At 62.6% G+C, this 14,246-nt stretch carries 14 protein-coding genes and 1 pseudogene; 9 read left to right on the top strand and 6 right to left on the bottom strand.

The genetic code is table 11. The annotated features are described in order from the left end of the window. Positions 1 to 121: 121 nt before the first annotated feature. Entirely contained in the window at positions 122 to 1,420 is a 1,299-nt protein-coding gene (locus tag PI87_RS12695; RefSeq protein ID WP_039598050.1) for an MFS transporter, read from the top strand. On the opposite strand, the gene modA is transcribed toward PI87_RS12695, so the two are convergent. From modA to PI87_RS12710, 3 genes are all read right to left on the bottom strand, one after another. Further along, on the bottom strand, positions 1,421 to 2,194 hold the full coding sequence (modA, locus tag PI87_RS12700; RefSeq protein ID WP_039598051.1) for a molybdate ABC transporter substrate-binding protein: 774 nt from the start codon (positions 2,192 to 2,194) through the stop codon (positions 1,421 to 1,423). 109 nt (positions 2,195 to 2,303) lie between these two features. Beyond that, positions 2,304 to 3,176 carry a LysR family transcriptional regulator gene (locus PI87_RS12705; RefSeq protein ID WP_039598052.1) on the bottom strand — a complete coding sequence of 291 codons (873 nt, stop codon included), beginning with the start codon at positions 3,174 to 3,176 and terminating at the stop codon, positions 2,304 to 2,306. Between the two features lie 177 nt (positions 3,177 to 3,353). Next, positions 3,354 to 4,676, bottom strand: coding sequence for an MFS transporter (locus tag PI87_RS12710; protein WP_052321511.1), 1,323 nt, complete (start codon positions 4,674 to 4,676; stop codon positions 3,354 to 3,356). A 69-nt stretch (positions 4,677 to 4,745) separates the two neighbouring features. Between PI87_RS12710 and PI87_RS29065 the strand changes: the two genes are divergently transcribed. Further along, complete coding sequence (locus PI87_RS29065; RefSeq protein WP_157003122.1) at positions 4,746 to 5,075, top strand: hypothetical protein; 330 nt, start codon at positions 4,746 to 4,748, stop codon at positions 5,073 to 5,075. A gap of 19 nt (positions 5,076 to 5,094) precedes the next feature. Here PI87_RS29065 and PI87_RS12715 read toward each other — a convergent pair whose 3' ends face one another. Together PI87_RS12715 and PI87_RS12720 are read right to left on the bottom strand one after the other, a co-directional pair. Then, positions 5,095 to 5,529: a VOC family protein gene (locus PI87_RS12715; RefSeq protein WP_039598053.1), complete on the bottom strand. Its 435-nt coding sequence runs from the start codon at positions 5,527 to 5,529 to the stop codon at positions 5,095 to 5,097. Positions 5,530 to 5,775: 246 nt separating this feature from the next. Continuing rightward, positions 5,776 to 6,354: a GNAT family N-acetyltransferase gene (locus PI87_RS12720; protein ID WP_039598054.1), complete on the bottom strand. Its 579-nt coding sequence runs from the start codon at positions 6,352 to 6,354 to the stop codon at positions 5,776 to 5,778. Positions 6,355 to 6,487: 133 nt separating this feature from the next. On the opposite strand from PI87_RS12720, the gene PI87_RS12725 reads away from it, so the two are divergent. From PI87_RS12725 to PI87_RS12755, 7 genes are all read left to right on the top strand, one after another. After that, on the top strand, positions 6,488 to 7,030 hold the full coding sequence (locus tag PI87_RS12725; protein WP_039598055.1) for a winged helix-turn-helix transcriptional regulator: 543 nt from the start codon (positions 6,488 to 6,490) through the stop codon (positions 7,028 to 7,030). Between the two features lie 181 nt (positions 7,031 to 7,211). Beyond that, positions 7,212 to 8,045, top strand: coding sequence for a GntR family transcriptional regulator (locus PI87_RS12730; RefSeq protein WP_039598056.1), 834 nt, complete (start codon positions 7,212 to 7,214; stop codon positions 8,043 to 8,045). Between the two features lie 115 nt (positions 8,046 to 8,160). Continuing rightward, complete coding sequence (locus PI87_RS12735; RefSeq protein ID WP_039598057.1) at positions 8,161 to 9,396, top strand: MFS transporter; 1,236 nt, start codon at positions 8,161 to 8,163, stop codon at positions 9,394 to 9,396. 218 nt (positions 9,397 to 9,614) lie between these two features. Beyond that, positions 9,615 to 10,919 (top strand): MFS family transporter, encoded by a 1,305-nt coding sequence (locus tag PI87_RS12740; RefSeq protein WP_039598058.1) that lies wholly within the window; start codon positions 9,615 to 9,617, stop codon positions 10,917 to 10,919. A 564-nt stretch (positions 10,920 to 11,483) separates the two neighbouring features. Further along, positions 11,484 to 11,948, top strand: a complete 465-nt coding sequence (locus PI87_RS12745) for an RICIN domain-containing protein (RefSeq protein ID WP_052321512.1) — start codon at positions 11,484 to 11,486, stop codon at positions 11,946 to 11,948. Positions 11,949 to 12,504: 556 nt separating this feature from the next. Then, a complete protein-coding gene (locus PI87_RS12750; RefSeq protein WP_039598166.1) occupies positions 12,505 to 13,287 on the top strand; it encodes a COG4705 family protein in 783 nt (260 codons plus the stop codon). Between the two features lie 33 nt (positions 13,288 to 13,320). After that, entirely contained in the window at positions 13,321 to 13,743 is a 423-nt protein-coding gene (locus tag PI87_RS12755; protein WP_039598059.1) for a hypothetical protein, read from the top strand. Between the two features lie 137 nt (positions 13,744 to 13,880). Here the strand turns inward: PI87_RS12755 and PI87_RS29425 are convergent. Continuing rightward, a pseudogene (locus tag PI87_RS29425) lies at positions 13,881 to 14,219 on the bottom strand (transposase); the annotation flags it as partial. Positions 14,220 to 14,246: the final 27 nt, after the last annotated feature.

A 14,246-nucleotide genomic window follows, 5' to 3' on the forward strand; every position in this document is an offset into this window, starting at 1 on the left:
TCGGTGACATTCGATTGCTGCTTGACATGTTACCGAGCGGTACCTACCATCGCAAGCACGTTGTTACCGGTCGGTAACGAATAGCGCATTGTCGAGCCCACAAGAATCGGACGCCCCTCCCATGCAGAGACTTGCCCGCCTCATTGCCCCACGTTTCCACTACAGCTGGCTCGCCCTGGCCGTGGTGTTCCTGATCCTGCTGTGCGCGGCCGGTACGCGCGCCACGCCCAGCGTGATGATGCTGCCGCTTGAGCACGAATTCGGCTGGAGCCGCGGCACGATCTCGCTGGCCATCTCGATCGGCATTGCGCTGTATGGGCTGACGGGGCCGTTTGCGGCGGCGTCGATGCAGTATTTCGGCATCCGCCCCACGGTGCTGGGCGCGCTGGTGGTGCTGGTCTCGGGCACGGCGCTCTCGGCGATGATGCATGAGCCATGGCAGATGGTGCTGCTGTGGGGCGTGATGGTGGGCGGCGGCACGGGTGTGGCGGCCATCACGCTGGGCGCGACGGTGGTCAACCGCTGGTTCACCACGCACCGCGGGCTGGCGATGGGTATCCTCACGGCCAGCTCGGCCACGGGGCAGCTCGTCTTCCTGCCGATGATGGCGGCGGTGGTCGAGCACTTCGGCTGGCGCCCGGTGGTGCTGATCGTGGCCGGCGCGCTGACGCTGCTGCTGCCGATCGTGTGGCTGCTGCTGCCGGAGTCCCCCAAGAACGTGGGCCTGCGCACCTACGGCGAACCCGCCGATGCACCAGAAGCCGATCAGGGCCCGCGTGCCAACCCGATCGTACTGGCCATGAACACGCTCGCGCAGGCTGCACGCAAGCGCGACTTCTGGCTGCTCTTCTTCAGCTTCTTCATCTGCGGTGCCAGCACCAACGGCTACATCGGCACGCACTTCATTGCCATGTGCGCAGACCACGGCATGACGGAAGTGAAGGGCGCGAGCCTGCTGGCTGCAATGGGGATCTTCGACTTGGTGGGGACCACGCTGTCGGGCTGGCTGTCCGACCGCTACAACAGCCGTGTGCTGCTGTTCTGGTACTACGGCCTGCGCGGGCTGTCGCTGATCTACCTGCCGTATGCGTTCGGCTTCGAGTTCTTCGGCCTGCCGGTGTTTGCGATCTTCTACGGGTTGGATTGGATCGCTACCGTGCCGCCGACCGTGCGCCTGACCAATGATGTGTTCGGCAAGGCCGCAGCGCCCATCGTGTTCGGCTGGATTGTCGCCGGGCACCAGCTGGGCGCGGCGTTTGCCACGCTGGGTGCGGGCATGATGCGCGCCACGCTGGGCAACTACACGCTGTCGTCGATGATCTCGGGCGGGCTGTGCGTGGCGGGCGCCTTCCTGGTGCTGCGCATCCACCGCACGCCCAAGCAGGACGCCGAGCGTGCGGGGCAACCGGCTACCGCGTAATCAGGGTTTCAGGAAACCGTACTTGGCCAGCACTGCCTGGCCAGCCGGCGACATCACAAACGCGACGAAGTCAGCTGCCTGCTGCGGCTGCTTCGTGCCCGACGTCACGGCAATCGGGTACGTGAGCGACACGTTCAGCGGCACGGGGCTCGCCACCTTCACCTTGTCGGCGGCAATGGCAGCATCGGTGGAGAACACGAGGCCGGCCTCGACCTCACCGCGCGACACATAGTCCAGCGCCTGGCGCACGTTCTGCGCCAACACCGCCTTGGCCTCTACCGGCTCCCACAGCTTGGCCGCTTCCAGCGCGCGCTTGGCATAGCGGCCCACCGGCACCGATGCCGGGTTGCCGATCGCCACGCGCTTCACTTCGGGCTTGGTCAAGTCTGTCAGCGCATGCACGGGCACCGTGCCGGTGGTCGGCACGATCAGCACGAGCTGGTTGGCAACAAAGTCATGGCGCGTGTCGGTCTTGATGACCTTCTCTTCCACAGCCTTGTTCATCGCTTCCTGATCGGCGGAGGCAAACACGTCGGCTGGGGCGCCCTTCACGATCTGCTGCATCAGCACATCCGACGCGCCGAAGTTGAGCACGACCTTGGTATCCGGATGCTGCGCTTCGTACTGCTGGGCGATCGTCTTGAAAGCGTTGGTCAGGCTGGCGGCGGCCGAAACGACCAGATCAGCGGCGTGCACGGGCGCAGCCACGCCCAGCGACAGCGCAGCAACCAGACCAATGGCGCGCACCTGCGTGCGAAGCGAGAAACGTTGCATGAGAGACCCAGATGAATGGAGGAATGATCGTCGTAATATACGAGTCGATATAACGACTGGTCAACGCGCCACCGCTCATGCCGGGTATCACGCAGTGGTCATGGGTGTGTCAGGTGCTGCGCGCCGCTTCGTCGATGCAATCGGCCAGGCGGCCGGCAATGGGCTGGCGGCTGTGGCGCGGGCGTTCGATCAGGCCGATCTCGCGGTAGAAGGTGTCGTCGCCCAGGCTGATGGCGCGCACGCCGGGCGGCCAGGTGCCTTGCGCGGCGGTCTGCGGCGCCAGTGCCACGCCCTGCCTGCGCGCCACGAGCAGCGTCATGCCTTGCAGCTCGTCGAGTTCGATCACGTCGTGCGTGGTGATGTGCTGGTCGCGCAGAAACTGGTCGACGCGGCGGCCGCCGAACGAGCGGCGGTCGTAACGGATGAACGGCTGGTGCTCCAGCAAGACACGCCAGTCATCGCCGGGCAGGCTGTCGGACACAAGCAGTACGAAAGGTTCGGCCACCAGCGTGCGCCATTCAAGATCAGCCGGCACGGCAAACGGCGGGCGGATCAGCACGGCCAGGTCGATCTCGCCGGCGTCCACCAGGCCGAGCAGGTCGAGCGACACGCCCGGCAACACGCGCGCACGGCAATGCGGGAATTCGGTCCGGAACTGCACCAGCGCATCCACCAGGAATGACGTCTGCACCGAGGCAATCGCACCAACGCGCACGAGGCCGCGCTGCTCGCTGCCGCTGGCCTGCTCGCCAAGCCGGTCGTACAGCGTGACGATGTGCTCGGCCAGCGCCAGCGCGTCGCGCCCTGCGGCATTGAGCGTGGCCGAACGGCCGGTGCGGTCGAACAACTGGAAGCCGAGCGACTCCTCCAACCGCTGGATCTGCGCGCTTACCGCCGATTGCGTGAGGCCGATGCGCTCACCCGCGCCCGCAAAGGTGCCGTGCCGGGCAACGGCGATGAAAGTCTTGAGTTCTCGAAGCATGGGGCGTCTTTCGGGTCTGCTCGACTAAGAGCGGCTAACAAAACCCAGCGCAGCGGTCCTGGCCAGGCGTGCCGACGCAGACAGTACTTGAGTACGGCAAGGAGGCACAACGACGCCAGGAGGGTTTTGTCAGCTGCTCTCAGCAATACGAGATCGGCCCCAAGCATACTCGTTGGGTTACTGCAGCGCCTCCTGCGCCGTCTCGCGCAATCCCGCGAGTGCCATCAGCGCAACCAGCGCGCCGCCCACCAGCAGGAAGCCGGGCATCAGCAGGTTGCCGGTCTGGCCGATCAGCGCCGTCGCCACATAGGGCGTGATGCCGCCGCCCACAATGGCACCGATGTTGAAGCTGAACGCCATGCCGGTGTAGCGCACGCGGGTGGGGAACTGCTCGGCATAGGTCGGATAGCCGACCGACTGCACGATCGGCAACGGCAGCGCCACCACCATCATCGCGAGGAGGGCCAGACCGATGCTGTGCTGGTCCATCAGCAACATCATCGGCAGCACGAGCACCGCGTAGCCGACAAAGCCTGCCGCCAGCACCTTGCGCCGGCCGATGCGGTCGGACAGCGCGCCGAACACCGGCATCAGAAACGCCATGCTGATGCTCACGAACGCAAGAATCCAATAGACGGTGGTCTTGTCGTACTTGAGGTGCGTGGTGAGGTAGAGGTTCATGAAGACCAGCCCGACCCAGTAGCCGACGTTCTGGCCGAAGGCGAGCAACGTCACGCGCAGCACGCTCCGACCGTGTTCGCGCAGCACCTCGCGCAGCGGCGCCTTGGGCGGCTCGTGGTGCGCCTGGAACTGCTGGAACGACACAGATTCCTCGACACGACGGCGCACCATCGACGACACGATCACCATCGGGATTGCCATCAGAAACGGCACGCGCCAGCCCCACGCCTGCATCTGCTCAGCGCCAAGGACGGAACTCGTCAGGCCACACACCGTGGCCGCAAACGCGCCCCCAATCGCCACACCCACCGGCGTAAACGCGCCGTAGAAACCACGTTGGCCGCGCGGCGCCGATTCCGCCACGTACGCCGCCGCGCCCGTCACCTCGCCGCCGGCAAAGAAGCCCTGCGCCAGGCGGATCGCCAGCAACAGCACCGGCGCGATCAGCCCCGCGCTGGCTGCCGTGGGCAACAATCCAACCAACCCCGTCGCCACGCCCATGCCGATGACGGTCACCAGCAGGATCGCGCGGCGGCCAAGCCGATCGCCCAGGCGCCCCAGCACGATGCCGCCCACTGGCCGCATCAGGAATGCGCTGCCGAACACGGCCAGGATGGCAAGCAACGACGCAGTGGCGTTGTCCCCAGGAAAGAACATCGGGCCAATGGTGCTGGCCAGGTAGCCGTAGACGCCAAACTCGTAGTACTCGATGGCGGTGCCGGCAGCGGCGGCAAGTGCAGCCTTGCGTGCGGTGGTCTTGGCATCAGATACCGCTGGCGCGTCGGCCAACGGCAAAGCAGAAGCGGGGGCGCTGGACATAGTGTGGCTCTTCCTTTGGTTTGATGAACACGACATTCCGGCTTCACGCTCTGTGCAATGGCGGCGTGAATGCCTTGGAATCCGGTATTGGCAAGAGCTATGCCAGCGCAATGGATTCAGTTTTTATTGTTTTTAGCGCAACCGCTCTCCTGGGCAATGGCTGTGCCCATTTTTCAATCCTGCTTGCTGAATCTCGATTCGCCTCTGGTGCATGGCCTGCACCATCCTTGTTTGCCGCGTCATCAAGCCATCTGCAGCGGCATCCAGGTTCTGCGAACACGCAGCGCGAACGCTCCCCTGGGTCTTCAAAGAAAACCCGAATACAAGAAAAATGGGGGAAACTTATTTCGTAAAGAAAGACCACCAATTGATGATCTTTCTTTACGGGCTGCGTTTTAAAAAACGCAGCCCGAGCGATTTACTTGGCAAACAGCGATGCCATATTGGCAAACGCCTTCATCTCCATCGCGTTGCCCGACGGATCAAGGAAGAACATCGTGGCCTGCTCGCCCACCTCGCCCTTGAAGCGGATGTGCGGCTCGATGATGAAGTCGATGCCGGCGGCGCGCAGCTTGTCGGCAGCAGCTTCCCACTCGGCCATGGAGAGCACCACGCCAAAGTGGCGCACGGGCACGTTGTCGCCATCGACGGCGCTGGTCTGGCGATGGCCGACTTCGTCTGGTGCCAGGTGGGCGACGATCTGGTGGCCGTAGAAATTGAAGTCGACCCAGTCCGACGAACTGCGCCCCTCAGGGCAGCCGAGCAGATCGCCGTAAAAGGCGCGCGCCGCAGCAACGTCGTGCACGGGGAAAGCAAGGTGGAACGGGGCAAGCACAGGAGTCACGTCGCTCATGATGTGGGGCACAGGCCAGAGATGGTTGGAATCAGGCGGCACCGGCACGCAGGAGGGGGGGCCACCCACGCACCAGGCCACGTGGAAAAGTCTATGCGCATCCATTCATCCACAAAAGCGATGTTTTTTTGCACTGAGCAACAATATTGTCGATGAATCAGGCAAAAAAGAAGCCGCACAACGGCGGCGAAAGAGACACTCGGTAAGCGCACCTGCATGGGGTGCAGATGCGCGAAGCGGGAACGGTCAGGCGAACACGAACGGCGTGATGGCGGCCTCAACCTGCGCCAGCGGCAGGCGCACGGTGCATACGGTGGCATCACCCGGCACGTTGGCGACGCGGAAGCCCGCATCGCGCGCCAAGCCGATCATGCGGCGGTTAATGGAAAGCACTTCACCGAAGACTTCACGGGCGCCCGAAACACGCGCCGCGCGCACCAGCGTGGCAAACAGGCGCCGACCCACACCCTTGCCCTGCCAGGCATCGGCCACCAGCATGGCGAACTCGGCCCGACCGTCTTCAATGACGAAGCGGCCGTCAGCGATCAGGTCTTCGCCCGTGCCATCCGCGCGGGCCACGCTCACAACCAGCGCCATGTGGTTCACATAGTCGATCTGCGTGTAGGCGGCGAGCATGTCGTCGGACAATCGCCCGCCGCCCACCAGAAAGCGCGCATAGCGCGACTCGGACGACAACCCCTCGACCAGGGCGGCCTCCAGCGGGGCGTCTTGCGGCAGAATCGGGCGCACGGTGGCGATGGAGCCGTCGTGCATGGTCCAGCGGTCGATCCATTCGGCAGGGTAACGGTGGATGGTGTACAGCATGGGGATCTCCTCACGCGATGGATCGTTTTTGTGGTGGCCAGCGCGGGATCACCGCCTGACTTTTCAATTTGAACCTAGATTAGCAGAAACCCTGACTTTTGCAAGTAAAGTCAGAATTGACTATGATTTTGGTATGAGAATCCCGGAACCCTTCCCCGTCCCTGCGGCGTCCGAGTTGGTGACGTCGATGGAAGAGCCCTGTTCGATCGCGGCGGCGGTGTCGATCGTCGGCGAGAAATGGACGCTGCTCGTGCTGCGCGAGGCGTTCTCGGGCGTGACGCGGTTTGATGAGTTCCTGCGCCGCACGGGGTGCTCGACGGCGATCCTGTCGTCGCGGCTCAAGGCACTGGTGGCCTACGGCATCCTGCGTCGCGTGCCATACCAGGAGCCGGGCGACCGCGTGCGCGATGCGTACCGGCTGACGCGTGCGGGCGTCGATCTGCTGCCCGCCATCGTGGCGCTCATGCAATGGGGCGACCGCTACCTCACCCCCGACGGCGAAGGCCCGATGCTGCTGCGCGACCGCGAAAGCGGCACGCCGATCCACGTGGCGCTGGTCAACGCGCTGGGCGAACCGGTGACGCCCAAGAACTCGATGCGCGAGCCGAACCCGCGTTACAGCCATGGCAATAATCCGCCAGCGGATGACGCCGATAAGCCAGCGGCTGACAGGTAACAAGCGGGTAACACACAACTTTACACGGTAGCCAAAACCCCCTATCGTCGCGGATGGACGGGCGTACGCCCTGCTTTTTGCCGTCTTTTTCTAAAGTCATCCCGCGCTTGGTCGTTCTCTCTCCTGACGACCACTCTTTCCGATCTCCACCTCGCCGCACACGCACGGACCCACGACCGCCATGCCCGATGCCGTGGTACCGCTCTACCACCAGATCTACGTTGTCCTGCGTCAGCAGATTCTCGAAGGCAAATTCGGGGATGGGCCGATGCCGGGCGAGATCGAACTCGCCCGTCAGTTTGGCGCGTCGCGCGTCACGATGCGGCGTGTGTTCGATTACCTGGTCAAGGAAGGTCTGGTGCGTCGCCACCGCGGCATGGGCACCTTCGTGGTCAAGCCCGATGATCCGCTGATGATGGGCGGCGGGCAGACGCTGCTGCAGAACATCATCGACGTGGGCGAGCGCACCTCCGCCGTCGTCGTCGAATTTGAAGACGTGCTGGCCCCACCCGACGAGGCCAAATGCCTGGACGTGGCCCCCGGCACACCGATCAAGAAGCTCGTGCGCGTGCGCCATCTGGAAGACACGCCCATGGCGCTCATCACCACATGGCTGCCGCTGGACGTGACCAGCAAGCTCACGCTTGAGCGGCTGGCGAACCAATCGCTGCTGCGGTTGATCGAAGCCTCTGGCGTGCGGATTGATCGCGCGTCGCAGGTGGTTTCGGCGCGGCTGGCGGATGTGGCGACGGCACAGTACCTGGACGTGGCCGTCGGTGCGCCACTGCTCTCAGTACAGCGCATCGTGCGCGAGATGAGCGGTCGCCCGGTGCAACTGCTGCAGGGCCTGTACCGGCCCGACCGCTACGAATACCGCATGGAGCTCTCCCGCGTAGGCGAAGACCGCGCCCGCCTGTGGATCGACAACGCCGGCCACGACGTGCAGGGCGGTCACAGCGAGGACGTGGAAGAAGCCTCGCCACCATCGCCCGCACCGGCCAGCGAGCGCGCCTGACCGCGCAGGGTCGACATCACCGACAGCGGGGTTATTCCGCCGTCAGCAACCTCAAAGGAAAGTTGCTAGGATCGCCGCTTCGCTGCGACGCAGCAATCTTCTCCATGAGGTTCCCATGTCGGCCTCGCCTGCCTCACCCACACCCGCTACACCCGCAACGCCCTCCACAACCACCGCCTCGAGCCATGTGAGCGATCAAAAAGGGCTGATCCGCCTGCTCACGGCCGGTGCTGGCATCAGCGTGGCGTGTATCTACCTGAACCACCCGCTGCTCGGTCTCATCAGCCACGACCTGGCCATCGCGCCGCACGCGCTGGGCGTGTTGCCCACGCTCACGGCAGCCGGCTATGCCAGCGGCATCTTCTTCTTTGGCCCACTGGGCGACCGCTACGACCGCCGCCTCGTCATCCTGTGGAAAGCGGTGCTGCTCACGCTGGCGCTCATCGGCAGCTGCCTGGCGCCCAACCTGCCGCTGCTGGCGGCCTCGGGCTTTGTGATCGGACTGTCGGCCACCATTGCGCAGGACTTCGTGCCCAGCGCCGCCGCCATCAGCACAGACCTGAACCGCAACCGCAACATCGGTACGGTGATGACGGGGCTGCTGATCGGCATCGTCAGCTCACGCGTGTTCAGCGGCATCGTGGCGGACCACTTCGGCTGGCGCGCAGCGTTTGGCGTGTCTGCGGTGGCGATCGTCGGGCTGGCGATTGCCGTGCGTGCGTCCCACTTTGGCGTAGCACCCGCTACGCGACAGCCGTACCTCACGCTGCTGCGCTCGCTGGGCACGCTGTTCATGCAGCATCCGCGGCTGCGGGCGTCGGCGCTCACACAGGCGTTCATCGGCATTGCGTTTTCGGGCTTCTGGTCGACCGTCGCGCTGCATCTGACAAGCTCGCTCGGGCTGTCGACGGGCCAGGCGGGTCTGCTGGGGCTGGCGGGCGCGGCGGGTGCGCTGGGTGCGAGCATTGCCGGGCGTCTGTCCGGCCGCGTGGCACCGGGCCACATCGTCGTGGGCGGTGCATTGCTGATGGCGGTGACGTTTGCTGCGATGACGCTGTTTCCACACTCGCTCATCGCCATCGTGATCGGCACGCTCGTCTTTGACGTGGGTGTGCAGGCGGCACTGGTCTCGCACCAGACCATCATCTATGCGCTTGCGCCAGAAGCGCGCAGCCGCATCAACGCGGTGTTCATGACAATGCTGTTCATTGGCATGTCGGTGGGTGCGTACGGTGCCAGCCTGGCGTGGACCAGCGCGCGCTGGTCGGGGTTGATGACGTTCTGTGCGGTGGCGTCGCTCGTGGCGCTGGTGTTGCGGGTGGTGTTCAACGCGCGGCAAGGGGCGCGCTGAACGGAGTGAAGCGGGCAAAACCAATACGTCGCCAGCAATGAGCGTACCCGTTTCTGCGTCACCCCAAACCGCCGGAAGTGCCCTGTTTTGCGCACTTCCGGCAACGTGCCATGTCCCCATCGGGGCAATTCCGGGGCGCGACAATCCGTCACTTGTCGCTACAATTCCGAGGTCCGGCTTAGCGCCGCTCCACAAGAACATCCACCCGAGACGCTCCCATGGAAATCACAGCCAACCAGCAAGCCGTCGACCCACATGACACCCGACGCCGCATCCTCGCGATCGTCGGCGCATCGTCGGGCAACCTGGTCGAGTGGTTCGACTTCTACGTCTACGCGTTCTGCTCGCTGTACTTCGCGCCGGCGTTCTTCCCCAAAGGGGATCCGACAACGCAGTTGCTGAACACGGCCGGCGTGTTTGCAGCAGGCTTCCTGATGCGACCGATTGGCGGTTGGCTGTTCGGCCGCATTGCCGACAGGCACGGCCGGCGCACCGCGATGATGATCTCGGTGCTGATGATGTGCGGCGGCTCGTTGCTGATCGCGGTCTTGCCCACCTACGCACAGATCGGTGCGCTCGCTCCGTTCCTGCTGCTGGTGGCGCGCCTGTTCCAGGGCCTGTCGGTGGGCGGTGAATACGGCACCAGCGCCACCTACATGAGTGAAGTGGCGCTGGCCGGGCGGCGCGGCTTTTTTGCCTCATTCCAATACGTGACGCTCATCGGCGGTCAGTTGGGCGCGGTGCTCGTACTGGTCATCCTGCAGCAGTTTCTGAGCACCGCTGAAATGGAAGCCTGGGGCTGGCGCATTCCGTTTGTGGTGGGTGCGCTCACGGCGCTGATTGCGCTATACCTGCGCAAGTCACTGCACGAAACGCAGACCACCGCGTCGCGCAAGGCCGAGGACGCGGGCACGATTCGCGGCGCGTGGAAACATAAAGGCGCGTTCCTGCGCGTGATCGGCTTTACCGCCGGCGGCTCGCTGATCTTCTACACGTTCACGACGTACATGCAGAAGTACCTCGTCAACACGGCACACATGGACAAGAAAACCGCCTCCAACGTCATGACGGTGGCGCTGTTCGTGTACATGATGCTGCAGCCGGCGTTTGGCGCGCTGTCTGACCGCATCGGCCGCCGCAATTCCATGCTGCTGTTCGGGGCGCTGTCGGTCATCGGCACGGTGCCGCTGATGAACGCGCTGGCCACGGTGTCGAGTCCGGTCGCCGCATTCGGCCTGATTACGGTGGCATTGGCCATCGTCAGCTTCTATACGTCGATCAGCGGTTTGATCAAAGCCGAGATGTTCCCGCCGGAAGTCCGCGCGATGGGCGTGGGCCTGTCGTATGCGATTGCCAACGCGGTGTTCGGCGGCTCGGCCGAGTATGTGGCGCTGTGGTTCAAGCAGGCCGGCAGCGAATCGACGTTCTACTGGTACGTGACTGCGCTGTGCGCCGTGTCGTTCATCGTGACGTACTTCATGCCCGACCCGAGCAAGGAAGGCTATCTGCGCCACGAGCCGTAAGCGCGGGCTGAATCCTGCATCGATCGACGGTGCTCCGTTCATGATGGAGCACCGTCAGCATCAATCGCTGAGTTGCACCACTTTTTGCTTGCGGTGATTAACCTGCCCCGAACACTGCATTAAGTTTCTCTTGCGACTGCCGGCGCCGATCCATTTTGAAACGGATGTAGCCGCATCCAGTTGCAGCGGCGTACTTCATGCGCCGTCATGTAACCCACCGATTGCACACGCTCCCGCACCGACACTTCCACCAACACCTCAAGCGGGGCGCCAAGTAGGCGCCAAGCGCGGCTTGCCCGGGGAGTCGCGTCCCTGCGTTGACTGATTTTCACGTCACTGAAGCTAGCATCGCGAATATCAGACTTACTAGAAAACAGATTATATAAATATTCACAGCAGATCAAAAATATAATATTCAAATACAATAATCATTATATCTGTTGATTGAATATTGAAAATGTAAAAAATTCGATATCAGCAAAGATTTATATTTTGACAGCCGGTAGACATAATCCTATTCCTAATCATGTTCCCAGCGCGGAACATAATCTCACAGGAGGCAATATGGCTAATGAAGCGCGAGTCATCCGGCTGCGTGCCAACACCACTTTTTTCCTTGGCGTCAGAGATCAAATCGCTTTCTCCCCCGTAGAGCTTAAGCAAACCGGCGATGGCCAAACTACGATCTGGGACATCGAGTGGCATAACAACGCGGTCCTGCTGCGCTCTTCCCAAGGGTGGCTGGCCCTTGACTTCCAGGGCCAACGCGCAGCAAGTGAGGTACCGCTGATCGTGTCGCCTTATAACGGTGCGCCCACGCCCACTCAGCGATGGAGCTTCTTTGTACGGCCGGGTTACATCACGTCCCTCGCCAATCCGTCTTTGGTGGTCGACGTGAAAGACCGGGGGATCAAGGATGGTCAGCCGGTTTGGGGCTATACCTTCAACAGCTCGCCGGCTCAGCAGTGGGTGCTTTCGAGCCCGTTTGAAGTTCTCGCCGAGGCCCTCGAAGAAGCCGAAACTGCCTAACTCCGCATCGGCAAGACTGGGAAGCGGCGGGTTCATCCTGCCGCTTTTCTTGGGGGCGCGCCGTCGCTGCGCTGCTTATGATTGCTCTGGTCGCCAAGCGGGAATCGTCTTGCGGCGTGCAGATAACGACAGACAAAAAAGGCTGTACCAAAATCGCGTGTAAAGCGTTGATTTGGTTCAGCCCCTTTTCAACTGGGTCAGAAAAAAGTCTGTACCAAAGGGACTCATCGATAGACAAACGATGGACACAAAGTCTGGCCAACCGCATGGTGCCTAGCTGGCCAGACTTTTTTCATCAACAGAACAGCGGCCCATGCTGCGAAAGGGTTCTGCTCAGAATGGTCAAGTACAGCGTCTAGCCACAGAACACTGAGCGGCTCGACCAATGCGTGATCCCACGGATCGCCGGAGATGTGTCGGCGGCCAGCATAGCCGGCATTCAACATGCCTGAAGCAACGACGATCCATGTGGGCGGCAAGAAACGCCCTATGCCTCAGCTATGTTTTGCCACTCAGACTGCCCCCAATGGATACAAACCAGCGGGAGACATGTCTCGTGAATGCGCTCAAAACGTCCCAATCCAAGCATTGGCTCAGCAAGGTTCCTGAGGTCACCCTCACATTCTGGGTGATCAAGATCCTGTCCACCACCGTCGGAGAGACCACCGCCGACTTCCTCGCGGTCAACGCCGGTCTGGGCCAAGGGGTCACTCGTTTGGTCATGGGGACATTGCTGGCCGTGGCCCTACTCGTGCAATTGCGCACGAAGCGCTACACCCCGTGGGTGTATTGGTTATCTGTTGTCTTAGTGAGCGTGGTCGGCACCCAGATCACGGATTTACTGACCGACGGTCTAGGCGTCAGCCTCTATCTCAGCACCTCGGTCTTCGCCATCCTGCTTGTCGCCATTTTTGCAGCTTGGTATCGGATGGAGCACACGCTGTCCATACAAGACATCGTCACGCGCAGGCGAGAGGTCTTCTATTGGGGCGCGATCCTCTGCACCTTCGCGCTCGGCACCGCTGCCGGCGACTTGGCAACCGAAGCATTGGGGCTCGGCTTCGCCTGGGGCTCCATAGCGTTCGGCGCATTGATTGCCACCACCTATGTGGCGTGGCGTCTTGGGAGCAACGTTGTGCTGACTTTCTGGGTCGCCTATGTCCTGACTCGCCCCTTCGGTGCAGCGCTCGGTGATTTGCTGACGCAAGCAAAAACCTACGGCGGCCTCGGCATCGGAGCGCTCTGGACCAGTGCTCTGTTCCTAGCCGTGATTGTCATGCTCGTGGCCGCTGCTCAGATCAACGCGAACAGTCTCAGAAGCGCTCAGGCCGCCGAATAACCCAACCCGCACGCTACTCCAAGGAGAAAACTCATGCGCCATCTTCGGTGTTCAATCCCTTGCTCCGCCGCTGTCGCGGCTACCGTGATTTTCGTGTTGCTTGGTACAGGATGCTCAAAGTCAACCGACGCGAACGCGGCGGGCGTGGGCACAACCTCCGCAGCGCACACCGTGTCCAAGCTAGGGGATTTGACCTCGTTCCGAATCATCGCCGCCGACGTAGCCAACCTTGTGGATGAGGGAAACTTGCCAGCGGCTAAGACCCGCATTAAGGATCTCGAGGTTGCCTGGGACTCGGCGGAAGCCGGCCTGAAACCCAGGGCCCCGGATGATTGGCACATGCTGGACAAAGCCATTGACCGAGCATTGGCAGCACTGCGGGCCGACCCGCAGAATTCCAGCGAATGCAATGCAGCCATGGCTGCATTGCTCAAGACCTTCAATTCGCTCGGCTGAACTTGACCATCGGGCCATAGCAAGGCCCGCGTCGATTCCGTGGAGCCCTCGGCGAAATCACGCGCTTTCGCCGAGGGCACATTCTTATACTCCGCAACGTAACGTCGGAGCGGCAATCGCGTGTTTCAGAGCGATCTGACAGCTCGCGCCGAGAACGCGCCGCAAGCCACCCGCGAAAAATCAATACGTTCAGCAATACTCACGTGCGCTAGCAGCGCTTCGTGCAGTCGATCCCACACACCAGCCCGCTGCCACTCACGCAGCCGGCGCCAGCAACTGACCCCCGATCCGCAACCCATTTCTGTTGGCAGTTGGTTCCAACGGATACCGGTCCGGAGCACAAACAGGATTCCCGCCAGGACAATCCGATCCGGAAGCGGTTTGCGCCCCGGATGCCGGAAGCGCCGTGGCTTCGCTGGTGGGAGAAACGACTCGATCGACGCCCACAACTGGTCGTCGATCAGCGGCTTATCCACGCTCTGCTCCGCTTGTTCACCACGCGC

Source organism: Ralstonia sp. A12, from assembly GCF_000801955.1.
Lineage (GTDB): Bacteria > Pseudomonadota > Gammaproteobacteria > Burkholderiales > Burkholderiaceae > Ralstonia.

Coding starts and splice junctions, on each gene's coding strand:
- PI87_RS29065 (WP_157003122.1), top strand. CDS start 4,746: ATGCCTTGGAATCCGGTATTGGCAAGAGCTATGCCAGCGCAATGGATT.
- PI87_RS12695 (WP_039598050.1), top strand. CDS start 122: ATGCAGAGACTTGCCCGCCTCATTGCCCCACGTTTCCACTACAGCTGG.
- PI87_RS12710 (WP_052321511.1), bottom strand. CDS start 4,676: ATGTCCAGCGCCCCCGCTTCTGCTTTGCCGTTGGCCGACGCGCCAGCG.
- PI87_RS12715 (WP_039598053.1), bottom strand. CDS start 5,529: ATGAGCGACGTGACTCCTGTGCTTGCCCCGTTCCACCTTGCTTTCCCC.
- PI87_RS12720 (WP_039598054.1), bottom strand. CDS start 6,354: ATGCTGTACACCATCCACCGTTACCCTGCCGAATGGATCGACCGCTGG.
- modA (WP_039598051.1), bottom strand. CDS start 2,194: ATGCAACGTTTCTCGCTTCGCACGCAGGTGCGCGCCATTGGTCTGGTT.
- PI87_RS12730 (WP_039598056.1), top strand. CDS start 7,212: ATGCCCGATGCCGTGGTACCGCTCTACCACCAGATCTACGTTGTCCTG.
- PI87_RS12740 (WP_039598058.1), top strand. CDS start 9,615: ATGGAAATCACAGCCAACCAGCAAGCCGTCGACCCACATGACACCCGA.
- PI87_RS12705 (WP_039598052.1), bottom strand. CDS start 3,176: ATGCTTCGAGAACTCAAGACTTTCATCGCCGTTGCCCGGCACGGCACC.
- PI87_RS12745 (WP_052321512.1), top strand. CDS start 11,484: ATGGCTAATGAAGCGCGAGTCATCCGGCTGCGTGCCAACACCACTTTT.
- PI87_RS12735 (WP_039598057.1), top strand. CDS start 8,161: ATGTCGGCCTCGCCTGCCTCACCCACACCCGCTACACCCGCAACGCCC.
- PI87_RS12755 (WP_039598059.1), top strand. CDS start 13,321: ATGCGCCATCTTCGGTGTTCAATCCCTTGCTCCGCCGCTGTCGCGGCT.
- PI87_RS12725 (WP_039598055.1), top strand. CDS start 6,488: ATGAGAATCCCGGAACCCTTCCCCGTCCCTGCGGCGTCCGAGTTGGTG.